We start from the raw sequence: 20,984 nt of genomic DNA, 5'->3' as shown, positions 1-20,984 counted from the left end.
ACGCGGGTCCTACGTCGGTGCTCTAGGCACAGGTGGGCAAGGCGGCTCCCGGCGGATCGGCCCGGCGACCAGCCTACACCAACTGACTGGCCTCCGAACGCCAGAAGGGTACAGGGTGGGTTAGCCGTAGGCGTAACCCACCATGTCACCGCGAGTACGGAACCGTTGATGGAGATGAGGTGGATTAGGCTTTGCCAATCCACCCTACGAAGCGCGCGCCTTGCGTGCCAACTGCACCATCTCCATCAGCATCGCTTCCCCCGCATCCACCAGTTCCTCCAGCGTGATGCGGGATGCGCCCTTGCGGCGCACGCCGCCGCTGCGCGCGAGCAGCGGAATGTGGATGAACGCCGCAAGCCTGGGTCCCCCCGCCTTCACGCGCTCGATCGCGCGCCAGCTTAAGTAGTTGCAGAGATAGGCGCCGGCGTCGCGCGAGGGACGCGCGTCGATGCCGGTGAGTCGCGCGGCGCGCAGCAGCCTTGCGGTGTGCGGGCCGAACATCATCGCGTCGGCATGGCCGGCGATGCCGCGCTTGGTCGAGCGGGTGTTGGCGGCGTCGGGCCAGAGCATGGTGACGGCGTTGCGCGCCCGCGTCTCGATGCGCAGATAAGGCGTGCGGGCGGCGAGGCCGAACATCAGCAGCGCGTCGGGCTTTTGCCTAGCGAGCACGTCGGGCAATTGGCAGTCGACCGCGGCATAAGTGACCGGGAAGATGTGGCTCGAGAGCACGACATCGTCGAGCGCGGGCCGGCGCAATTGCGCCAGCCGCGCCACCAGCGGCTGGGTCGGATTATAGGGCGCACCGGGAAACGGGCCGAAGCCGGTGAGAAGAATGCGGAGCTTGTCGCTCATTGCAGCAACTCCAGAATCTGATCAGCGGCGAGCGCCGGCGTGAGATGGCCATCGGCGACCTCGGCCTCGATCTTGCGAACCTTGGTCCGCACCGAGGCCTCGCTGCGCAGCCGTGCCAGCATGCGCTGCTCCAGCATCGACCACATCCACTTCACCTGCTGCTCGCGCCGCCGCGCGGCGAAATCGCCGGAGGCGTTCATCGCCTTGCGGTGATCCAGAACCTTCTGCCAGATCTTTGCGATGCCGTCGCCGGTCAGCGCCGAATAGGTCTCGACCGGCGGATGCCAATGCTCGGACCGCGGCGCCAAGATATGCAGCGCGCCGCGATAATCGGCCGCGGTGATCTTGGCGCGCTTCAAATTGTCGCCGTCGGCCTTGTTGATCGCGATCATGTCGGCGAGCTCGACCAGGCCCTTTTTGATGCCCTGCAGCTCGTCGCCGCCGCCCGGCAGCATCAGGGCAAGGAAGAAGTCGGTCATGTCGCACACGGCGGTCTCGGACTGGCCGATGCCGACGGTTTCCACCAGCACGACGCCGAAGCCCGCGGCCTCGCACAACAGCATCGCCTCGCGCGTCTTCGCCGCGACACCGCCAAGCGTGCCCGAGGACGGCGAGGGTCGGATGAAGGCGTCGTTCGAGGCTGACAGCCGCGCCATGCGGGTCTTGTCGCCGAGAATCGAGCCGCCGCTGCGCGCCGAGGACGGATCGACCGCGAGCACCGCGACCTTGTGGCCCTGCTCGATGAGATACGTACCCAACGCATCGATCGTGGTGGATTTGCCGACGCCGGGCGAGCCGGTGATGCCGACGCGATATGCCTTGCCGGTGTCGGGCAGCAGCATCTGCACCAGCTCCCGGGCCAGCGCCTGATGGTCGGCGCGCCGGCTCTCCGCCAGCGTGATCGCCCGGGCGAGGGCCGCACGACTGCCGGCGCGAAGGTCACGGGCGAGGGATCTGATGTCGGTGGATTTGGGAACAGTCATCATTGCTTATGGGCGCGCGAGTCCACGTCAACTCGACGGTCGCACGCGCCCTTCGACGAAAGATTTCAATGGAGAGAGATGATCTTGAACGATCGCCCATACAATCCCAACATCCGTTGCATGATAGGCGTGACGCAAACGATTGCCGAAATTCACCATTGCTTGCCAATCTATGCTCGACGCATCTTTCTTCATCTCGTCGGGCAACCGCCGTGCGGCCTCGCAAATGACTTCCAAATAGCGTTCAGTGGCCATACGGCTGGTCTTGTCGGCGGTGAATCGCGCGAAGTCATAGCCCGCAAGCAACGCCTCGATCTCGACAATGGCCTCGAGAATGTCTCGCAACCGGTCCTCGACGGTGGGCGGCATTCAGAATACCTCGACCAAATCGTCGGCGATGCGTTCTGCCATGCGGGGCTTCAGTAAGTTTCGCATCGATATTTGAGTTTCGAGGCCGATGTGATCCTCGATCAGTTTTACAGCCTTGAAGTAATCGAAACGTGGCTCTTGCCCATGCGGGGTCGTCTCGACCAGAACATCGAGGTCGCTGTCGGGGCGCGCGTCGCCGCGCGCTCGGGACCCAAACAGGAACAGGCGATTGATGCCCGCAGCCCTCAAGGCGGGAGCAAGCTCTCGGAGCTTTCCGACAATCGTCTGGAGTGGAATGTCTGCGACCTCGGTCATGGCCGGACATTAGCACAGGGCGAGGGCCCGGCCCAGCGATAGCGGGCCTGCTCGGCCTGCCCCGGCGGGGCAGGCGAGGCCCGCCCGCCCGATATCACCGGGTCGTTGCCGCGGCGGTCTGCGGCTGTTTCACCTTGCGCCAGATCCACACCATGACCGGCCAGAGCAGCGCGCCGATCGCCATCGCGGCGAGGATGGCCGCGACCGGACGCTCGAAGAACGGCAAGATGCTGCCGTCCGACTTGATCAGCGAGGTGACGAAGGCCTGCTCCACCATGGTGCCCATGACGATGCCGAGCACCATGGCGGCGACGGGATAGCCGTTCGTCTCCATGACATAGCCGATCACGCCGAAGGCGGCGACGGTGACGACGCCGAACATGTTGTTGCCGATCGCGAACGAGCCAACCGCGCAGCACAGCATGATGATCGGCATGATCGCCGAGCGCGGTGCCAGCAGGATGTAGGTGGCGACGCGGATCATCGCGATGCCGAGCGGGATCATCAAGATATTCGCGATGATGAACATCAGGTAGATCGCATACATGCTCGACGCCTTCTCGGTGAACAGCGTCGGGCCGGGATTGAGGCCCTTCATGTAGAGCACGCCGATCGCGATCGCGGCGATGGTGTCGCCGGGGATGCCGAACAGCAGCGAAGGCACCCAGCCGGAGGCGATGCTGGCATTGTTGCTGGCGCCGGCCTCGACCAGGCCCTCGACATGGCCGGTGCCGAACTTTTCCGGCTCCTTGGAGAAACGCTTCGACATCGCATAGGAGACCCAGGCGGCCATGTCGGCGCCGGCGCCGGGCAGCACGCCGATGATGATGCCGACGATGTTCCCGCGCGTCATCTGCCAGCGATAGAGCTTGGTCAGCTTCCATTGGCCGGCCATGATGCTTCCGAATTTGCGCCGCGGCAGCGGCGGCGGCTCGGGCGTCAGCATCGCGCGCATCACCTGCGCCACCGCGAACACGCCAACGAGGGCCGGGATCGGCTCGATGCCGCCGAACAGGTCCGTAAGCCCAAAGGTGAAGCGCGGGACGCCGCCGGGATTCTCGATGCCGATGCAGGCGACGAGCAGGCCGATGAACATGCCGGCGATCGCCTTCACCGGGGAGGAACGCGCCACCAGGGTGGCGCACATCAGGCCGAGCAGCGCCAGCCAGAAATACTCGAAGGTCGAGAACGACAGCGCGATCTCGGCCAACGGCGGCGCCAGGATCATCAGCGACAGCACGCCGGCGATGCCGCCGACCGCGGAGAACCAGACGCCGGCCCCTAGCGCCAGCTCGGCCTGGCCCTTGCGCGTCATGGCGTAGGCTTCATCCGCGTAAGCCGCGGATGCGGGCGTGCCCGGGATACGCAGCAGCGCGCCGGGAATGTCGCCGGAGAAGATCGCCATCGAGGACGCCGCGACGATAGTCGCGATCGCCGCGATCGGTGACAGATAGAAGGTGACCGGGACGAGCAGGGCGGTCGCCATCGTCGCCGACAGGCCCGGCAGCGAGCCGATCACCAGCCCATACACGGAGGCTGCGAACATGGAGATGATGACCTCCCAGGTGGAGATCAGCGCGAACGCATCAATCAGGGTCTTCAACATCGATCACCAGGGCGTCGGCAGCAGGCCAACCGGCAGCGGCACGCGGAGCAGCTTGCCGAAGATGAGATGAATGGCGAACGGCGAGAGCACCGCGAGCGGCAGCGCCAGCTTCCATTTCGCCCCGAGCGCGGTCGAGGTCACGTAAACCATGATCGCCGCGGTGATGACGAATCCGAGCCGGTCGGCGGCAAGAACGTAGAACAGCAGCAGCGCCGGCGGCAGCAGCGCGCGCAGGCCGTAGAGCTTGCCCTGCGGTGGCGGAGCAGCCGCCTGGCCGTCCTCGAACGGGACCAGCTCTTCCTCCTCCTCGAAGGAGCGCCCGATGCCGAACACGATCGCGAGCCCGCACAGTGCAAGGCCGCAGCCGATCACCAGCGGAAATACATTGGGGCCGACCGGCTGCCCCGGCACCGGCGGCAGAATGTAGCCGCCGTAGGCGGCAGCCGCGCCGAGCGCGACGAGAAACGATCCCGTGACGGAGTCGGGAAGACGCATAGGGGAGTCCTACAGGAGGTGCGCTCCCTCTCCCCGCTTGCGGGGAGAGGGTTGGGGTGAGGGGAAGTCTCCGCGGGGGAGGTGAGAGATGGACTCGCGGAGAGTTCCTCGCACCCCGATCACGGCGTCGCAGGTGCGGATCACGCCTTGCTCAGGCCCGCGGCCTTCATCGCCTGGCCCATCTGAGCGTCGCCCTTGTCCATGAAGCCCGCGAAATGGGCCGCATCGCCCCACACGGTGCCGAAGCCGCGATTGCTCATGAAGTCCTTGAACTCGGCGGAGTCGTAGACCTTCTTCAGCGCCGCCGTGAGCTTGGTTGCGATCTCCGGCGGCAGATTTTTCGGCCCGGCAATGCCGCGCCAGGCGCCGGTTGCGTAGTCGATGCCCATGGCCTCCTTCAGCGTCGGCACGTCCTTGAACACCGGATTGCGCGCGGGCGCCATGATGGCAAGGCTCCTGGCCTTGCCGGCCTCGATGATGGCGCGCGCTTCCGGCACCGAGCAGGTGGTGAGATCGACACCGCCGGCCGCGAGATCCTGCATTGCGGGTGCCGCGCCGTTCGACGGCACCCAGGCGACCTGGTTGGCGGGCAGGCCCATCGCCTGCATCCAGCCGACCAGCGCCAGATGCCAGATGCCGCCCTGGCCGGTGCCGGAAGCCTTGAACTTCCCCGGAGGCGCCGCCTTGATCGCGTCGGCGAGCTCCTTGACCGTCTTGTAGGGCGAGGAGGAGGAGACCTGGATGCCGGGCGGATCCTCGTTCATCAGCGCCAGCGGCGTGTAGCTCTTCGGCGTCAGGTCGGTGAGACCCTGCCAGTGCATCATTGAGATTTCGACGGTCAGCATGCCGATGGTGTAGCCGTCGGGCTGCGCGGTCGCGATCGCGCTATGGCCGACCACGCCGGAGCCGCCGGTGCGGTTGACCACGTTGAAGGGCTGGCCGAGGTCCTTCTCCAGCAGCGCTGCGACGATGCGCGCAGTGGCATCGGTGCCGCCGCCGGCGCCCCAGGGCACGATCACGGTGACGGGCCGCGCCGGATAGGCTTGTGCGAGCGCGGGCTTGAAGCCGAAAGCGGCGGAGGCCGCGATAGCGGCGGTGGAAGCCGCAAAGCTGCGGCGCGAAATCTTGGACATTTAATGCCTCCCAGCGGCGCCCGTGATGTCGGGCGCTCTTGTCAACTCCGGCATTCTAGTCGGCTTTACGTCGCCGCCGCAAGGTAGCGCTACCAACTGGAATCGCCATGTTGTGTGAAAGCAGACGGCCCGTCGAATGGGCGGTCGGAAATCGGGTGGGTTTTGTCCGCGCGCCTAGCCAACCTGTGCGCGCAACGAAACCAAAGGCAAGCCACCGATGACCCAAGCCTATTACAGCGCCGTGCTGGACCACCCGCTCGACGACGTCTGGTCCCTGATCCGCGATTTCAACAACTACCCCGCCTATATCGACGGCGTGAGCGAGAGCGAGATCGAAGACAACAGGCGCGGCGATGAAGTCGGCGCCGTCAGGCGCTTCTGCTATCTCGGAAACTGGATCCGCCAGCGCCTGGTCGATCACTCGGACCTGCAGCACAGCCTGACCTATGCCGGTCTCGAAGCGATACCCTATCCGCAAGACGACGCTAGCCCGAGTCCGGCGCCGACGCGCTACCAAGGCACCATGCATCTGCGTCCGATCATCGAGGGCAACCGAACCTTCATCGAATGGTCGGTTGCGCTCGAAACTGAACCTGCGGACGCCGAGCGCTGGAAAGCGCTGTTTGCCTCCTGGATTCCCGATTGGACGGATTCCCTCGCGCGGACATTGGCCCGGACCCGTTTGCGATCCCGTTAGCCTCAGCTCACGGCTCGTCCGCGTCGCCCTTGGGCCGCGCGCCGCCGAAGATGCGGGCGCCCTCCGATGTGAGGTGAGGTTTCAGCGTCTCCCACGGCACGAAAGCGACATACTCGCCCTCAGCGTAGGGGCCGACGGCATAGGGCGGATAGTGGAAGTTGAGGCCGGAACTCCTGCCGGCCTCGGTGGAGGGCGCGAGCGTCACCGCGCCGATCTTGAGGAGGCGCGGCTCCACGGACTTGAACCACTCGTCGGTCGCGGTCTCTCCGGCGCCGCGCTTCTTCTTCTCGTCCGTCAGCGAAGCGATGATGGCCTTCACCATCGCCTTCATGGTGGGGCCGCCATCGGCGGTCTCGGTGAAGAATGGACGGATCGAGATGCGCTTGTTGGCGGCCTTGTCCCACAGGATCGTGTTCACGTCCGAATTAGGATGGGCGCCGCGTGTGTTCATGTAGTCGTTGCGCAGGACGCTGACATAGCGGTCGGTAGCCACGGAGCGGATTTCATATTTGCGCTCGAACTCCCAGCCGCCCTCCTTGAAGAACTGCGGGTCCGCTTTGCGCGCGGCAGCGGCTTCCGCGGCATTCTTGTCGAGCCACTTCTTGCCCTCCGCGAGGCAGTCCGCCGCCAGCGCCGCATCCGCCTTGATCCTGTCGCCGAGGAAGACGCGCGCTTCGATGCTCTTGGTCTTGACGATCGCATCGGGTTTGGGATCGGCGGCGTGGGCGGAAAACGCACATGTTGCGCTCAGCGCCAGGGCGACGCTCAAACCGGCGATGAACTTCAAGGTTAGTGCTCCTGCGTGAGCGTCAGAATATTTCGACAATATCGACTGCGATCCGCTCCGCAAAGCGGGGAGAGATGGAGCGGCGAACAGTTGCCTGTGCTTGCAAGCCAGTCGCATCCTCGATGATGTGCTCGACATCGATCAAGTTGAGCAGGGAAAACGAGGTGTCCGGCTCGATCTCGACGAGCACGTCGATATCGCTATCAGGCCGATAATCGTTGCCGGCTCGCGAGCCGAAGATGGCAAGCTTTGCTACGCCCTTGCCTCGGATGGCATCCGCGTTCTTGCGTATCGCAGCGACGATTTCGTCACGCGTCATGGACACACCTGGCCGTCACACGGCCAGTCTATCATCTACTCCGCCGCCTCGCTATGCCCCAGCCGGGCGTTCAGCTTGCGGATCAGCTCCTCGGCGGCGTCCGCGATCACCGTGCCGGGCGGGAAGATCGCCTCGGCGCCGGCGGCATAGAGCGCATCGTAATCCTGCGGCGGCACCACGCCGCCGACGATGATCATGATGTCGTCGCGGCCCTGCTTCTTCAGTGCGGCTTTCAGCTCCGGCACTGCTGTGAGGTGGGCGGCGGCCAGCGAGGAGACACCGAGAATGTGCACGTCGTTCTCGACCGCCTGCCGCGCGGCTTCGTCGGCGGTGGCAAACAGCGGCCCGATGTCGACGTCGAAGCCGATATCGGCGAACGCCGAGGCGATCACCTTCTGGCCGCGGTCATGGCCGTCCTGGCCGATCTTGGCGACCAGGATGCGCGGGCGGCGGCCCTCGGCCTCCTCGAAGGCGTCGATCAGCGCCTGAACCTTTTCGACCTGGGTGCCCATGCTGGACGCCTCCCGCTTATAGACGCCGGTGATGGATTTGATCTCGGCGCGATGTCGGCCGAACACTTTCTCCATTGCGTCAGAAATTTCGCCAACGGTCGCCTTGGCGCGGGCCGCATCGATCGCGAGCGCCAGCAGATTGCCGTTGCCTTCGCCGGCCGAGCGCGTCAGCGCGGCGAGGGCGGCATCGACCTCCTGCTGGTTGCGCTCGGCTTTCAGTCGCTTGAGCTTGTCGATCTGAAGCCGGCGCACATTGGTGTTGTCGACCTTCAGGATCTCGATTTTGTCCTCGTCGGTCGGCTTGTACTTGTTGACGCCGATCACCGCCTGCTTGCCGGCGTCGATCCGCGCCTGCGTTTTGGCTGAGGCCTCCTCGATGCGCAGCTTTGGCACGCCGGCCTCGATCGCCTTCGCCATGCCGCCGAGTTCCTCGACCTCCTGGATGTGGCCCCAGGCTTTGGCGGCGAGGTCGCGCGTGAGCCGCTCGACATAATACGAGCCGCCCCAGGGATCGATGATGCGGGTGGTGCCGCTCTCCTGCTGCAGGAACAGCTGGGTGTTGCGGGCGATGCGCGCCGAGAAATCGGTCGGCAGCGCCAAGGCCTCGTCGAGCGCGTTGGTGTGGAGCGATTGGGTGTGGCCTTGGGTGGCCGCCATCGCCTCCACCGTAGTACGCATCACGTTGTTGAAGACGTCCTGCGCGGTCAGCGACCAGCCCGAGGTCTGGCTGTGCGTGCGCAGCGACAGTGAGCGCGGGTCTTTCGGGTTGAACGGCTTGAGCAGCTTGGCCCAAAGCAGGCGCGCCGCGCGCAGCTTGGCAACCTCCATGAAGAAGTTCATGCCGATCGCCCAGAAGAACGACAGCCGCGGCGCGAAGCGGTCGACGTCGAGCCCTGCGGCAAGGCCGGCGCGCAAATATTCGACGCCGTCAGCCAGCGTATAGGCGAGCTCGAGATCCTGCGTCGCACCGGCCTCCTGCATGTGATAGCCGGAGATCGAGATCGAATTGTACTTCGGCATCTTTTGAGAGGTGTAGGCGAAGATGTCCGAGATGATCCGCATCGAGGGCGCCGGCGGATAGATGTAGGTGTTGCGCACCATGAACTCTTTCAGAATGTCGTTCTGAATGGTGCCCGACAGCTTCTCCGGCGGCACGCCCTGTTCCTCGGCGGCGGCGACATAGAGCGCGAGGATCGGCAGCACCGCGCCGTTCATGGTCATGGACACGCTCATCTGGTCGAGCGGAATCCCTGCAAACAGCGTGCGCATGTCGTAGATGGAATCGATGGCAACGCCGGCCATGCCGACATCGCCGCCGACGCGCGGATGATCCGAGTCATAGCCGCGATGGGTGGCAAGATCGAACGCGACCGAGAGGCCCTTTTGCCCCGCCGCGAGATTGCGGCGATAGAACGCGTTGGAATCCTCCGCCGTGGAGAAGCCGGCATATTGCCTGACCGTCCAGGGCTGGTTGACATACATGGTCGGGTAGGGGCCGCGCAGATACGGCGCGATGCCCGGATAGGTCTCGAGGAAATCGAGCCCGGTCAGATCAGCCTCGCCATAAGCGGGCTTCACCAGGATGCCCTCCGGTGTCAGCCACGGCTCGGCGCTGCCAGTGGGCGCGGCGGTTGCGGTCCGCTCGAAGGCGACGTCGGCGAAATTCGGAATGCGGCTCATGGCTTCAACCATTTCATAAGCGCTCAATCATGATCCGGATGCTGATGGCTGACGATGGTCGCCATCTTCTCCGGTCCGTAGTTCTGTTGCGTGGTCTGGCTCGGCAGGTTGGCGATGCCGACCACCCAGCCGAGGCGGGATTCGATGCCGAACTGCCGCGTCGGCACGACCCGGTCAGGGCGATCGAAGGTACCGGTCATGATCTCGATGCGATCGCCGTCGATGCGGCCGAAGCTCAGCGGCGTGCCGCAGGCGGCGCAATAGCCGCGATCGGCGATCGAGGAGGAGCGGAAGAACGACGGCTTGCCCTTGGTCCAGGCGAAATCGGTCTTGTTGATGTCGGCCAAAGAGGCGAACGGCGCGCCGCTCGCCTTCTGGCACATCCGGCAGTGGCAGATCGAAATCCTGGTCGGCGCCGTCATGACCGCAAATCGCACGGCGCCGCATTGGCAGCCGCCGGTGAGAACGGGTTTGCTGGTGTCAGTCATCGCTGTTCCATCCGTCGGTAGGCGTCCTGCAGTGCCGCAAGCGCATCGCCTCCGGCGAAGACAAAGCCCGTGACGCCGGCGGCTCGCAGCGCCGCCTCGGCCTCGGCCGGCCGGCCCGCTAGGTAGATATGTCGCCCGCCGGCCAATTGCAGGGCCTTTGCCGCGGCTTCGGCGTGTTCCGCATAGACCTTGTCGCTGGAACACAGACAGGCCAGCTCGGCGCCGGAGGCCTTGAAGGCCGCAGCCAGCTTGGCCGGATCGGCAAAGCCCTCGCTGCCTGTGGCCTCAATGCCGCCCGCCTCGAAGAAGCTCTTCGCGAACGTCGCGCGCGCGGTGAAATCGGCGGGCGTGCCGAGATTGGCCAGGAACACCTTTGGCCGTGCGCCCCGAGCCTTCAAACTCGCGTCGGATTTGTCGCGCAGAGCCTCGAACGGTTCCGCGAGACGGATCGGAGGCAGCGCCTCGAACTTGTAGGTCTCTCCGCCGTAGGGCGGAAGCGCGATCGGCGCTGCCTTCAGGACAGTGGCTTCGCTCTCGTGCAGGTTCGGAAACTCGCTGGCGCCGGTCAGTATGTCCCGGCGCTTCGCGATATTGGCCTCGCGCGCCTTTCGCGTGGCCGCGACCTTGCTTTGGAACACACCCTGCTGAAGCGCCGCGAACGCGCCACCGGCGCTCTCGCTCTCCTGGAACAGGGCCCACGCGGCATCGCACAGCTGCGCCGTCAGCGTCTCGATGCCGCCAGCCCCCGCCGCGGGATCGCTGACCTTGGCGAGGTTGCATTCTTCCAGCAGCAGAAGCTGCGTGTTGCGCGCCACGCGCCGCGCGAACGGATCGGGCAGGCCGAGCGCCAGCGTATGCGGCAGCACGTTGATGGCGTTGGCACCGGCCAGTCCCGCGGCGAACGCCGCCATCGTCGCGCGCAGCATGTTCACGTAGGGATCGCGTTGCGTCAGCATGCGCCAGGCGGTATCGGCCGCGATGAACAGCGGTTTCGGCGTCAGTCCGCAAGCGGTCTCGATGCGCGCCCATAGCAGCCGCAGGGCGCGGAACTTGGCCATGGTCAGGAATTGGTCGGCATCGGCGGCGAGCCGCGCATAGACCATGTCCTGCGCGGCTTCCAGCGGAATGCCCGCGCCTTCGATCGCGCGCAGGTAAGCGACGCCGCAGGCGAGCACGAAAGCGAGCTCCTGCACCTCCGAGCCGCCGGCATCATGGACCACGCGGCCGTCGGCGGAGGCGAACGGCCCCTTGAAGCCGAGCCCGGCGAGGCCCTTGATGGCGCCCGTAATCGCGGGAGCAATTTCGTCCCAGGTATAGGGGCTGTGGCCCCACACCGCGCCCGCCGCGAGCGGATCGAGCCCGAAGCGGATGTTGCAGGTGCCGGGATCGAGGCCGTTGCTCTTCACATATTCCGCGACATGGATCGCGGCCATCCGCGATTGCGGTCCGATCTCGAGCTCGATGCCGATGCCGGCGTCGAGGTGAATGTCTTTCAGGATCTTTGCCACCGCCTCGGCCGACGGTTCCAGGCCGAAACCGCGCGCGCCATTGGCGCCGGCGAACACCAGCGCGAGCCCGGTCGCACCGTTCTCCAGATCCTGCAGTGCCTGCGCATTCGCGAGCGCCGCATCGGGATGGTCGATCCGCTGCACGACCTGCCACGGTGCGGCCGGCGGCCGGCCCATCACCGGCGCAACGCCCTTCGCGCGCGGATAGAGCGGTTCGATCTTGATGCCGTCATAGGTCTTGCCGACCAGCTTCTCGAACGGCGCGCCCTTCAGCACGCCGTCGACCAGCTTGCGCCAGTCCTCAGGCGTGGCCTTGGGAAAATCCGCCGCCAGCGGCAGGTCGTCAGTCACGGAGGTCATGCGGCGCGGGGCTCCCGAAACGTCTTGTTATTCGCAGGCGAAATTGCCACGGCGGACCGTTCCTGCAAACGGTTGTTTTTGGTTAACCGGTATCCGGAAGCCGCTCAATGCCTTGCGTCGAGACGCCGGCGAGCCCGTCACGCACACGAATGCCCGAGATCACGCGGTCAGGTGCGATTTCGGCCAGCGGCACCAGCACGAAGGCGCGTTCGAACAGGCGCGGATGCGGCAGCGTCAGGTCGGGCTTCCGCAAGGAGACATCGTCATAGGCGATCATATCGAGATCGAGCGTGCGCGGACCCCAGCGCCGCGCCTTGGTTCGCGCGCGGCCGAACTTCTGCTCGACTTTCTGCAGCACGAACAATAGCGCATGCGGATCGAGGCTGGTCTCGATCTCGATGCAGGCATTGATGAAGGGATCCTGGTCCTCGTCGCCCCAGGGCGGGGTCGTATAGTCGGACGAGCGCGCGATCAGCGCCGCCTGTGCCATGCCGCAGATATGAGCGATCGCCTTCTTGAACGTCGCGCGGACATCGCCGACATTGCCGCCGAGTGCGATCAGCACGCTCGCCATGCTAGGGATGCCGCGAGCGCGTCAGCACGATGCCGACATCGTCGAAGATCGCGGCGATCGGCGCGTGCGGCTTGTGCACGGTGACCTTCACGGCGCGGATGCGCGGAAAGTGCGACAGGATGGCATCGGCCACCGCGCCGGCCGCGCGCTCCAGGAGTTTGTAATTGGTGTTCTTGAACGCCGCCGTCGTCGTCGCCACGACATCGGCGTAGGACACCGTGTCCGCGAGCCGGTCGCTGCGCGCAGGCTCGGACAGGTCGGTATAGAGCTCGAGATCGATGACGAAACGCTGGCCGACCTCGGTTTCGTGATCCATCACGCCGTGGCGGGCATGGATCGACAGGCCGGTGACGAAGATCGTGTCGGTCATTGCTTGCTCTCGATGGCCTGCGCCACCCGCAGGGCCTGCAGGGTTTCGGCGACGTCGTGGGTCCGGATGATCTTGGCGCCGCGCTGCGCGGCGATCAGATGCGCGGCGATCGAGCCGGCGAGCCGCTCCGATGGTTCCGACGGCGACACCGAGGCGATGAAGCGTTTGCGCGAGGCGCCGACCAGGATCGGCAGGCCGAACATGTCGAGCTCGCGCAAGCGCGCGAGCGCGGTCATGCTCTGCTCGGCGGTCTTGCCGAAGCCGATCCCGGGATCGAGCACGATCTTGTCGCGCGCGATGCCTGCCTTCGCGGCAATATCGAGCGAGCGCAGGAAGAATGTCTTGATATCAGCGACGATGTCGATGGCGGGATCGACGCTGTCGCGGTTGTGCATGACGATGACGGGCACGCCCCTGGCGGCGATCAGCGGCGCCATGCCGGCTTCGCGTTGCAGGCCCCAGACGTCGTTGGCGATCGCCGCGCCCTGGTCGAGTGCGAAGGCCACCACCTCCGCCTTCATGCTGTCGATCGAGACGGGTACACCGAGCGCCACGACGTCCGATAACACCGGCTTCAGCCGCGCGAGCTCTTCCGACGCCGTGACCGGCCGGGCGCCCTTGTAGGGCCGGGTGGATTCGGCGCCGATATCGATGATGTCGACGCCGGCGGCGACCATCGCCCGCGCCCGCTCCAGCGCCCGCGCCGGCGCGATGAACTCGCCGCCATCGGAGAAGGAATCCGGGGTGATGTTGAGCACGCCCATCACCGCAGGAAGCCGCCGGCCCACGAGCGTCCGCAGTGCGCCGATCCCGGCCGAGCCGGCCGGCGGGACGGAAGGGGAGGGCGAGGCATTCATGCGCGTGGCATTGCGCTGTCGGGCAGGGGGAGTCAAGACGGGATTGGGGCCAGTCGCGGCCATTCCGATGCGTGCAGACGGCCGAGAGGATGCGATGTTCTTGCTCACCCTCCGTCATTGCGAGCGCAGCGAAGCAATCCAGACTGTCACCGCGGCAAGATTCTGGATTGCTTCGCTGCGCTCGCAATGACGATCTGGGAGCAGTGGTACCCCAACCTCTCCAGCTTGGTCCGCAGCGCTAATACGTAATCTTCGGCGGCAGCTTCTTGGCCTTGGCGATGATGTCGCCGACCGACTTCTCGGAAGGCAGGACGCGGACCAGCTTCTTCTTCTCGTTGGCCTCGCGCATGCTCTGCGCCAACCTTGCCGGATTTCGATAGGCGAGCTCCCGCACCGTCGTGACGCCGGCGGCGCGGACGAGCCCGACCTTGGCCCTGCCCATGCCGGGGATGCGCATGTAGTCGGAGACGTTGGCCCATTCCAGCAATTGCTGCTCGCTGATGCCAGTCTTGGCCGAAAGCGCCTTGCGGCCCTTCACGGTGGACGCCGCCTCGAGCAGCGCGTCGGTGGTGCGGATTCCTTGCGCCTTCAACTTGTTGGCGGCAAAGGCCGGCAGGCCCTCAATCTCGGAAATCGGATATGTCATGATGCTCGATATGAAAAGCGTCGCTCAGGCGAACTGGCTGAGGCCCGGCGTCCCCGCGATGATCTTGCCCATCTGATCCGCTCCGATTTTGTCTCGCCCGTAGCGGAAAAGTTCACGGGCGACGTTTTGAATCTCGGACATGCCGAGCCCCAGGCCCATCAGGCGGGTGCCGACGGCCATCAAGCCGCCGCCCATCAGCCGCGACAGACCGCCACCGCTCTTGGAGGCTTCGATCGCAGCTTCCGCTCCGGGGATCTGGTCGATCAGGGCCTGCACACTGTCGGAAGGGCCCTCGTTGCGAAGGAAGGCCAGGATAATGCCGACGGTCTTTTCAGCGACAGCACCATCTATGCTGGCGTTTGTCGCCAGCCGTCCGATCAGCTCGTCCATAAGACCCCGCCCCTCAGCCGGTTTGCATGCCGGAATATTGCTTTCGAAAATGATCTTGAGCCGGTGTGACGTGAAATACAAGCGATGAACGCAGGCGCCGTCGCGAACGCGCGAAAAGTGTTGCCGCCGTGCAAGAGCCTAGAACGAATCGGCAAAAAATTGCCGCTATGCGAACGCCCCATTCCGACTTTCGGCCGATGTTGTCCGTCTGTTTCCGACAATGTCGCATGCGCAGGAGCCGCTGAACCGATTTAATCGGCGCACGAGATGCGTTAAACTACGGAATTGGTGCATTCGGGTTTCGCGACGCGAAACTCGGCAGAAAGATCAGAGAGAATAATGACCGCACAGGACAGCAAGCTCGGCGATACCGACGACAAGATCTTCGTCGGCAAGGGAGACGAGCAGGCTTGGCTGACGCTTGCGCTGGCCAATCGCCACGGCCTCGTCACGGGTGCAACCGGAACCGGCAAGACCGTGTCGCTGCAAGTGATGGCGGAAGGATTTGCGCGCGCCGGTGTTCCGGTCTTCGCGGCCGACATCAAGGGCGACCTCTCCGGCATCTCGGAAGTCGGCGAGGCCAAAGACTTCATCCTCAAGCGCGCCGGCGAAATGGGTCTCAAGTTTCAGCCGGACCAGTTCTCGACCGTGTTCTGGGACGTGTTCGGCGAGCAGGGACATCCGGTCCGCGCCACCGTCACCGAAATGGGGCCGCTATTGCTGGCGCGGATGCTCGACCTGAACGAGGTGCAGGAAGGGGTTCTCAACGTCGCATTCCGCGTCGCGGACGAGAACGGCCTGCCATTGTTGGACATGAAGGATCTGCGATCGCTGTTGGATGCGATCGTGCCCGCCAGCGGCAAGAAGGGACCGGATGCTGAGGAAGATCCTTTAGCCGAGATCCGGAAGGCCGCGCAGAGCTTCGGCAATGTGAGCAAGGCGACGGTTGGAACCATTCAACGCCAGCTGCTGGTGCTGGAAAACCAGGGCGGAACGAAATTCTTCGGTGAGCCTGCACTGGAGCTGAAGGATTTCATGAAGACCGATAGCGACGGTCGCGGCATCGTCAACATCCTGGTTGCCGACAAGCTGATGGAGAGCCCCAGGCTCTACGCTACCTTTCTGTTGTGGTTGCTGTCGGAGTTGTTTGAGGAATTGCCGGAAGCCGGCGACCTGCCGAAGCCAAAACTGGTTTTCTTTTTCGACGAGGCGCATCTGCTGTTCAACGATGCGCCGAAGGCGTTGATGGACAAGATCGAGCAGGTGGTTCGTCTGATCCGTTCCAAGGGCGTCGGCGTCTATTTCGTCACCCAGAATCCGATCGACGTGCCGGACAAGGTGTTGGCCCAATTGGGCGGTCGCGTGCAGCATGCGCTGCGCGCCTTCACGCCGCGCGACCAGAAGGCGGTCGCCGCTGCGGCGCAGACCTTCCGGCCCAACCCGAAACTCGACACCGCCAAGGTGATCACGGAGCTCGGCAAGGGCGAGGCGCTGGTGTCCTTCCTCGAGGGCAACGGCACGCCTTCGATGGTGGAGCGGGTGATGATCCGGCCGCCGACGGCGCGGATCGGGCCGATCACGCCCGAGGAGCGCAAGGCGATCATGAGCAGGAGTCCGGTGAAGGGCAAATACGATACCGCGGTGGATCGTGAGTCCGCCAATGAGATGCTGCAGAAGCGCGTAGCCGGCACGGCTGCGCCTGCCGACGCACAAAATGGTGGAGCCGGCGCAGGCGGCGGAATCCTTGGCCAGATCGGCTCGATCGTGGGCACCATCTTCGGCACCAACGTCAAGCGAGGTCGTCTGTCGACCGGCCAGGTCATTGCCCGCGACGTGACGCGATCGGTCACCAACCAGGTGATCGGCGGGATGGCCGCCAATATCGGCAAGTCGCTCGGCGGCCAGCTCGGCGGCTCGATCGGCCGTACGCTGGTCCGCGGCGCGCTCGGCGGATTGCTACGGCGTTAGGCAGAGCGCCCGGTTTGAGGCAGTCGTCGTATCCGGTGAAGCTCTAGAACGTTGACCGTCGCCTGATATCTGCTCGTCCGAGCTACCACGGCGCACAAATTCAGGTGAAGGGCTCTGCAAGCCTTCGCCGGTCTGCTAGGTCCTGTGTCGTCGCCGCTCAGGACTACATCGTGACCCCGCCCGCCCCGTTGGCCAAGCCTGACGCACCCAGACGCCCGTCGCTGGGTGCGCCGCTGGATCTGCTTTTTCTGCTCTGCTGCGTCCTCCTGATCGCCGACGTGCTCGTCCCCGAGATTTTCGGCCGCGGCAAGACCAAGGACTACTCGCTCTGGTACTGGGCCGGACAGCAGGTCCTGGAGGGTGGGCCGCTGTATCCTGCCACGGCCGTCGAGCATTTCGATTTCATCTATCCACCGCTGCCGGCAATCCTGCTGTCGATCCCGAGCTGGTTCGGCAAGATCCCGCTCTATGTCGTCCTGTCGATCTTGAACGCCGTGGCCTGGTGGTACACCGCGGCGTTTTCCCAGGTCATGACCGGCTCGGACCGCGCGCCGGGTCGTTGGCTCGAGGCGCTGCCGGTCGTCGCCACCGTGACCTTCGTGTTCGACATGTTCGACCTCGGCCAGCCGAACCTCCTCCTTCTGGCGATGATGCTCTACGGCTTCTGGAGCTTGCGGCATCAGCGATCGTGGCTGGCCGGCTTCATGTTCGCGCTCGCCGCCGCCATCAAGGTGTTCCCGATCGCCGTGCTGCCCTATCTGGCCTGGCGGCGCAAATGGGCGGCCCTGGTCAGCGCGATCGTCTTCACCGGCATTCTTCTCTATGTCGTGCCGGCACCGATCCGCGGCTTCGAGCGCAACGCGGCCGAGCTGGCGACCTGGTACCAGGGCATGGTCGGGACCAGCTCGGAAAAGGGCTTTGGCCAGCGTGACGAGCAGAACTGGTCGTGGGTCAACCAGTCCCTCATTGCCGTCACGCATCGCCTGGTCCGGCCGATCAACTACAATCAGGACGATCCCAGCAAGCCGCCGCGCACCATGAATCTGATCGAGGTCGACTACAGGACGGCGAACTGGATCGTGCTCGCGCTGTCGGCGCTGCTCGGGCTCGGCTTCGTTGCGGTCATGCCGCGGCAAGCCCGGCGGACGGCGCGCTCGGATGCCGAAGAGCTCGGCATCTTGTTCTGTCTCATGACGGTCGCCTCGCCTCTGGCCCGGCAATACTATTTCATGTGGCTGTACTTCCCGGTGACGGTGTTGATGCATCGGGCCGCCTTCGACGAGCGAGCGCATGTGCGCCTGGGAACCTGGCTTGCCCTCAGTGCGGCCGGCATCCTCATGCTGTTGTCGCTGCCGTGGTTTCCGCTCGCCTTCCAGGCTTGGGGCAACAACCTCGCTGCGACCGCCATCCTCGCAGGGTGTCTCGCCTGGCACATCCGGCATCCGCCGCTTGCGGCTAGCCCTAAGGCTGCACCGGCGCTAAAACCCGGACCTCTTGAGACTTAACAATCAGGATAGCAATCATGGCCAACGCGCAGCTCCAATCCGTGCTCGACCACATCGACAAGGATTTCGATAACAGCCTGCAGCGCCTGTTCTCGTTGTTGCGGATCAAGTCGATCTCGGCCGATCCCGCCTTCGCCGATGATTGCAAGGCTGCCGCCGAGCATCTCGCCAGGGACATCGCCAGCCTCGGTGTTGCCACCGAGGTGAGGCCGACCGCGGGTCATCCCGCCATCGTCGGCAAGACCGGCGCGGGCGGCCGGCCGCACGTGCTGTTCTACGGCCATTACGATGTGCAGCCGGTCGACCCGCTTGATCTCTGGCACCGTCCGCCGTTCGAGCCCGTCGTCACCGATCATGCCGACGGCCGCAAGATCATCGTCGCGCGCGGCGCCGAGGACGACAAAGGGCAGGTGATGACGTTCGTCGAGGCCTGCCGCGCCTGGAAGAATGTGACGGGCTCGCTGCCGGTCGACGTCACCTTCCTGATCGAGGGCGAGGAGGAGGTCGGCTCGAAGAACTTCGTGCCCTTCATCGAGGTCAACAAGGACGAGTTCAAGGCCGATTACGTGCTGGTGTGCGACACCAGCATGTGGGACCGCAACACGCCGGCGATCACGACCTCGCTGCGCGGCCTGCTCTATGAAGAGCTCAAGATCACCGCCGCCAATCGCGATCTGCATTCCGGCGTGTTCGGCGGCACCGCGATGAACCCGATCCGCCTGCTCACGAAGATCCTGGGTGGCCTGTTCGACGACGACAACCGCATCACCATCCCCGGCTTCTATGATGGCGTGAAGGACACGCCGCCCGATATCTTGGAGCAGTGGAAGAAGCTCGATTTCACGCCCGAGACCTTTCTCAAGCCGGTCGGGCTGTCGCTCCCGGCTGGCGAGAAGGGCAGGCTGCTGGTCGAGCAGGCCTCGACGCGCCCGACCTGCGACGTCAACGGCATCTGGGGCGGCTATATCGGCGAGGGCTCCAAGACCGTGATCCCCTCGCATGCCTCGGCCAAGGTCTCGTTCCGCCTGGTTCAGGGCCAGGACCCGCAAAAGATCCGCAAGGCCTTCCGTGATTACGTGACGGCGCGCATTCCCGGCGACTGCAAGGTCGAGTTCGGCGACCATTCCGCCGCGCCCGCAGTCGCGCTCGACTGGACCATGAAGCCGCTCGCCGCCGCCAGCAAGGCGCTCGCGGAGGAATGGGGCAAGGAGACCGTGCTGATGGGCTCGGGCGCCTCGATCCCGATCGTCGCCGACTTCAAGCGCACGCTCGGGCTCGACTCGCTGCTGGTGGGGTTTGGCCTCGACGACGACAACATCCACTCGCCGAACGAGAAATACGACCTGCAGAGCTTCCAGAAGGGCATCCGCTCCTGGGCAAGGATCCTCGCCGCGCTGGCGGAGGTGAAATAGGCGCGGTGCGGTAGGGTGGGCAAAGGCGCAACGCGCCGTGCCCACCATCTCTCCGGATGACGAAGGAAGAAGACGTGGGCACGCTTCGCTTTGCCCACCCTACGAGAGTATTCGCTACGAAGACTCTCTCCCGTCATTGCGAGCGCAGCGAAGCAATCCAGACTATCTCCGCGGAGGGATTCTGGATTGCTTCGCTGCGCTCGCAATGACGACTCAAACAAAAACGCCGCCCGGAATTGGGCGGCGTTTCATTCCAATACGTGCAGAGGTAGTTCGACGGAAACACTACCTCAATTTCGTGAATATCTCAAGACCGGTAGCCGGGATTGACGCGGTCGAGCTTGCGCAGCAAGGGCGGCCACACGAGGTTGTTTGCGCGCAGCTCGGCGCGGTCGCGGTTGGCGAGCAGCTCGGTGTTCTTCTCGATCGCGATCTCCTCGACCGGATAGACCGGCGTGCCGAGCGCGCGCGTGCGCACCTGCATCGAGCAGGCACGCTCGAGATGGTACATGCGCTCGAACGCGGAGGCGACCGAGCGGCCGACCGTCAGCGTGCCGTGATTGCGCAGGAGCATGTGGTTGTGGTCGCCGAGATCCTTCTGCAGCCGTGGCCGCTCCTCGTGGTCGAGCGCGATGCCTTCATAGTCGTGATAGGCGAGGTCGTGGGTGACGAGCTGGGCGGTCTGGTTCAGGGGCAAGAGCCCTTCCGCGCTGCTCGACACCGCGGTTCCGTCGAGGGTGTGGAGATGCAGCACGCAGATCGCGTCCTCGCGCACCTCGTGGATCGCCGAATGGATGGTGAAGCCGGCAGGATTGATGCTGTACTCGCTCTCGGAGAGCTGATTGCCGTGCAGGTCGACCTTGACGAGGCTGGAGGCCGTGATTTCCTCGAACATCAGCCCGTAGGGATTGATCAGGAAGTGATGGTCGGGACCGGGCACGCGCGCGGAGATGTGGGTGTCGACCAGATCGTCCCAGCCGTACAGCGCGACCAGGCGATAGCATGCGGCGAGATTGACCCGTTGCTGCCACTCCGCCTCCGTCATGTTGGAGGGGACTTCCCTCAGGCGGGCTTCTGCTGGCGACATGGCTGATCTCTCCGAACCTCGTTGTTGCGGAGGAGGAGCGTAGTACCGCTCGCCGCTGGCAGCAAGGCGCG

General features: G+C 64.9%; 22 protein-coding genes. 4 read left to right on the top strand and 18 right to left on the bottom strand.

Going from position 1 to position 20,984, the window contains the following annotated elements; genetic code table 11:
• Positions 1-204: 204 nt before the first annotated feature.
• From I6F31_RS25775 to I6F31_RS25745, 7 genes are all read right to left on the bottom strand, one after another.
• The gene (locus I6F31_RS25775; protein WP_225139505.1) at positions 205-852 is read right to left on the bottom strand and encodes a pyroglutamyl-peptidase I; all 648 of its coding nucleotides are present in this window, start codon (positions 850-852) and stop codon (positions 205-207) included.
• Positions 849-1,835 carry a methylmalonyl Co-A mutase-associated GTPase MeaB gene (meaB, locus tag I6F31_RS25770; RefSeq protein ID WP_225139718.1) on the bottom strand — a complete coding sequence of 329 codons (987 nt, stop codon included), beginning with the start codon at positions 1,833-1,835 and terminating at the stop codon, positions 849-851. The genes I6F31_RS25775 and meaB overlap by 4 nt, the downstream gene beginning before the upstream one ends.
• Before the next feature lie 27 nt (positions 1,836-1,862).
• Positions 1,863-2,204 carry a DUF86 domain-containing protein gene (locus I6F31_RS25765; protein ID WP_057027168.1) on the bottom strand — a complete coding sequence of 114 codons (342 nt, stop codon included), beginning with the start codon at positions 2,202-2,204 and terminating at the stop codon, positions 1,863-1,865.
• Complete coding sequence (locus I6F31_RS25760; protein ID WP_036006010.1) at positions 2,205-2,519, bottom strand: nucleotidyltransferase domain-containing protein; 315 nt, start codon at positions 2,517-2,519, stop codon at positions 2,205-2,207.
• A 94-nt stretch (positions 2,520-2,613) separates the two neighbouring features.
• Positions 2,614-4,125 (bottom strand): tripartite tricarboxylate transporter permease, encoded by a 1,512-nt coding sequence (locus tag I6F31_RS25755; RefSeq protein ID WP_057027170.1) that lies wholly within the window; start codon positions 4,123-4,125, stop codon positions 2,614-2,616.
• Positions 4,126-4,128: 3 nt separating this feature from the next.
• Positions 4,129-4,620 carry a tripartite tricarboxylate transporter TctB family protein gene (locus I6F31_RS25750; RefSeq protein ID WP_074447490.1) on the bottom strand — a complete coding sequence of 164 codons (492 nt, stop codon included), beginning with the start codon at positions 4,618-4,620 and terminating at the stop codon, positions 4,129-4,131.
• 140 nt (positions 4,621-4,760) lie between these two features.
• Positions 4,761-5,753: a tripartite tricarboxylate transporter substrate binding protein gene (locus I6F31_RS25745; RefSeq protein WP_225139504.1), complete on the bottom strand. Its 993-nt coding sequence runs from the start codon at positions 5,751-5,753 to the stop codon at positions 4,761-4,763.
• Between the two features lie 217 nt (positions 5,754-5,970).
• On the opposite strand from I6F31_RS25745, the gene I6F31_RS25740 reads away from it, so the two are divergent.
• The gene (locus I6F31_RS25740) at positions 5,971-6,450 is read left to right on the top strand and encodes an SRPBCC family protein (RefSeq protein WP_128262638.1); all 480 of its coding nucleotides are present in this window, start codon (positions 5,971-5,973) and stop codon (positions 6,448-6,450) included.
• Positions 6,451-6,457: 7 nt separating this feature from the next.
• On the opposite strand, the gene I6F31_RS25735 is transcribed toward I6F31_RS25740, so the two are convergent.
• The 10 genes from I6F31_RS25735 to I6F31_RS25690 all read right to left on the bottom strand — a co-directional run bounded on the left by I6F31_RS25735 (position 6,458) and on the right by I6F31_RS25690 (position 14,941).
• A complete protein-coding gene (locus I6F31_RS25735) occupies positions 6,458-7,237 on the bottom strand; it encodes a DUF3298 and DUF4163 domain-containing protein (protein ID WP_225139503.1) in 780 nt (259 codons plus the stop codon).
• Between the two features lie 22 nt (positions 7,238-7,259).
• Positions 7,260-7,556 (bottom strand): nucleotidyltransferase domain-containing protein, encoded by a 297-nt coding sequence (locus tag I6F31_RS25730; RefSeq protein ID WP_225139502.1) that lies wholly within the window; start codon positions 7,554-7,556, stop codon positions 7,260-7,262.
• Between the two features lie 35 nt (positions 7,557-7,591).
• The gene (gene scpA / locus I6F31_RS25725) at positions 7,592-9,748 is read right to left on the bottom strand and encodes a methylmalonyl-CoA mutase (RefSeq protein WP_109145873.1); all 2,157 of its coding nucleotides are present in this window, start codon (positions 9,746-9,748) and stop codon (positions 7,592-7,594) included.
• Positions 9,749-9,771: 23 nt separating this feature from the next.
• Positions 9,772-10,236: a GFA family protein gene (locus tag I6F31_RS25720; RefSeq protein WP_057027174.1), complete on the bottom strand. Its 465-nt coding sequence runs from the start codon at positions 10,234-10,236 to the stop codon at positions 9,772-9,774.
• Positions 10,233-12,104, bottom strand: coding sequence for a methylmalonyl-CoA mutase family protein (locus I6F31_RS25715; protein WP_225183151.1), 1,872 nt, complete (start codon positions 12,102-12,104; stop codon positions 10,233-10,235). The genes I6F31_RS25720 and I6F31_RS25715 overlap by 4 nt, the downstream gene beginning before the upstream one ends.
• Positions 12,105-12,186: 82 nt before the next feature.
• Positions 12,187-12,678, bottom strand: coding sequence for a 2-amino-4-hydroxy-6-hydroxymethyldihydropteridine diphosphokinase (gene folK, locus I6F31_RS25710; protein ID WP_036042932.1), 492 nt, complete (start codon positions 12,676-12,678; stop codon positions 12,187-12,189).
• Position 12,679: 1 nt separating this feature from the next.
• Complete coding sequence (gene folB / locus I6F31_RS25705; RefSeq protein ID WP_036005989.1) at positions 12,680-13,048, bottom strand: dihydroneopterin aldolase; 369 nt, start codon at positions 13,046-13,048, stop codon at positions 12,680-12,682.
• The gene (gene folP, locus I6F31_RS25700) at positions 13,045-13,905 is read right to left on the bottom strand and encodes a dihydropteroate synthase (protein WP_225144057.1); all 861 of its coding nucleotides are present in this window, start codon (positions 13,903-13,905) and stop codon (positions 13,045-13,047) included. Before folP ends, folB begins: the two co-directional genes overlap by 4 nt.
• A 238-nt stretch (positions 13,906-14,143) precedes the next feature.
• Positions 14,144-14,551, bottom strand: coding sequence for a DUF4332 domain-containing protein (locus tag I6F31_RS25695; RefSeq protein ID WP_036005985.1), 408 nt, complete (start codon positions 14,549-14,551; stop codon positions 14,144-14,146).
• 24 nt (positions 14,552-14,575) lie between these two features.
• Positions 14,576-14,941: a hypothetical protein gene (locus I6F31_RS25690; protein ID WP_057027235.1), complete on the bottom strand. Its 366-nt coding sequence runs from the start codon at positions 14,939-14,941 to the stop codon at positions 14,576-14,578.
• A gap of 339 nt (positions 14,942-15,280) precedes the next feature.
• Here I6F31_RS25690 and I6F31_RS25685 point away from each other — a divergent pair, with 339 nt between their 5' ends.
• The 3 genes from I6F31_RS25685 (at position 15,281) to I6F31_RS25675 (ending at position 19,826) form a co-directional block, all read left to right on the top strand.
• Positions 15,281-16,909, top strand: coding sequence for a helicase HerA-like domain-containing protein (locus I6F31_RS25685; protein WP_057027177.1), 1,629 nt, complete (start codon positions 15,281-15,283; stop codon positions 16,907-16,909).
• 170 nt (positions 16,910-17,079) lie between these two features.
• Positions 17,080-18,414, top strand: a complete 1,335-nt coding sequence (locus I6F31_RS25680) for a glycosyltransferase family 87 protein (protein ID WP_225186310.1) — start codon at positions 17,080-17,082, stop codon at positions 18,412-18,414.
• A 17-nt stretch (positions 18,415-18,431) separates the two neighbouring features.
• Positions 18,432-19,826, top strand: coding sequence for a M20/M25/M40 family metallo-hydrolase (locus tag I6F31_RS25675; RefSeq protein WP_225186309.1), 1,395 nt, complete (start codon positions 18,432-18,434; stop codon positions 19,824-19,826).
• A gap of 307 nt (positions 19,827-20,133) precedes the next feature.
• On the opposite strand, the gene I6F31_RS25670 is transcribed toward I6F31_RS25675, so the two are convergent.
• Positions 20,134-20,913, bottom strand: coding sequence for a class II aldolase/adducin family protein (locus I6F31_RS25670; RefSeq protein WP_036005973.1), 780 nt, complete (start codon positions 20,911-20,913; stop codon positions 20,134-20,136).
• Positions 20,914-20,984: the final 71 nt, after the last annotated feature.

The sequence above is a fragment of the Bradyrhizobium sp. NBAIM01 genome, assembly GCF_020194115.1.
Lineage (GTDB): Bacteria > Pseudomonadota > Alphaproteobacteria > Rhizobiales > Xanthobacteraceae > Bradyrhizobium > Bradyrhizobium yuanmingense.
The sequence above is the reverse complement of the archived record's forward strand: the minus strand, read 5'-3'. Positions and strand labels throughout refer to the sequence as shown.

Coding starts and splice junctions, on each gene's coding strand:
- I6F31_RS25775 (WP_225139505.1), bottom strand. CDS start 852: ATGAGCGACAAGCTCCGCATTCTTCTCACCGGCTTCGGCCCGTTTCCC.
- meaB (WP_225139718.1), bottom strand. CDS start 1,835: ATGACTGTTCCCAAATCCACCGACATCAGATCCCTCGCCCGTGACCTT.
- I6F31_RS25765 (WP_057027168.1), bottom strand. CDS start 2,204: ATGCCGCCCACCGTCGAGGACCGGTTGCGAGACATTCTCGAGGCCATT.
- I6F31_RS25760 (WP_036006010.1), bottom strand. CDS start 2,519: ATGACCGAGGTCGCAGACATTCCACTCCAGACGATTGTCGGAAAGCTC.
- I6F31_RS25755 (WP_057027170.1), bottom strand. CDS start 4,125: ATGTTGAAGACCCTGATTGATGCGTTCGCGCTGATCTCCACCTGGGAG.
- I6F31_RS25750 (WP_074447490.1), bottom strand. CDS start 4,620: ATGCGTCTTCCCGACTCCGTCACGGGATCGTTTCTCGTCGCGCTCGGC.
- I6F31_RS25745 (WP_225139504.1), bottom strand. CDS start 5,753: ATGTCCAAGATTTCGCGCCGCAGCTTTGCGGCTTCCACCGCCGCTATC.
- I6F31_RS25740 (WP_128262638.1), top strand. CDS start 5,971: ATGACCCAAGCCTATTACAGCGCCGTGCTGGACCACCCGCTCGACGAC.
- I6F31_RS25730 (WP_225139502.1), bottom strand. CDS start 7,556: ATGACGCGTGACGAAATCGTCGCTGCGATACGCAAGAACGCGGATGCC.
- scpA (WP_109145873.1), bottom strand. CDS start 9,748: ATGAGCCGCATTCCGAATTTCGCCGACGTCGCCTTCGAGCGGACCGCA.
- I6F31_RS25720 (WP_057027174.1), bottom strand. CDS start 10,236: ATGACTGACACCAGCAAACCCGTTCTCACCGGCGGCTGCCAATGCGGC.
- I6F31_RS25715 (WP_225183151.1), bottom strand. CDS start 12,104: ATGACCTCCGTGACTGACGACCTGCCGCTGGCGGCGGATTTTCCCAAG.
- folK (WP_036042932.1), bottom strand. CDS start 12,678: ATGGCGAGCGTGCTGATCGCACTCGGCGGCAATGTCGGCGATGTCCGC.
- folB (WP_036005989.1), bottom strand. CDS start 13,048: ATGACCGACACGATCTTCGTCACCGGCCTGTCGATCCATGCCCGCCAC.
- folP (WP_225144057.1), bottom strand. CDS start 13,905: ATGAATGCCTCGCCCTCCCCTTCCGTCCCGCCGGCCGGCTCGGCCGGG.
- I6F31_RS25695 (WP_036005985.1), bottom strand. CDS start 14,551: ATGACATATCCGATTTCCGAGATTGAGGGCCTGCCGGCCTTTGCCGCC.
- I6F31_RS25690 (WP_057027235.1), bottom strand. CDS start 14,941: ATGGACGAGCTGATCGGACGGCTGGCGACAAACGCCAGCATAGATGGT.
- I6F31_RS25685 (WP_057027177.1), top strand. CDS start 15,281: ATGACCGCACAGGACAGCAAGCTCGGCGATACCGACGACAAGATCTTC.
- I6F31_RS25675 (WP_225186309.1), top strand. CDS start 18,432: ATGGCCAACGCGCAGCTCCAATCCGTGCTCGACCACATCGACAAGGAT.
- I6F31_RS25670 (WP_036005973.1), bottom strand. CDS start 20,913: ATGTCGCCAGCAGAAGCCCGCCTGAGGGAAGTCCCCTCCAACATGACG.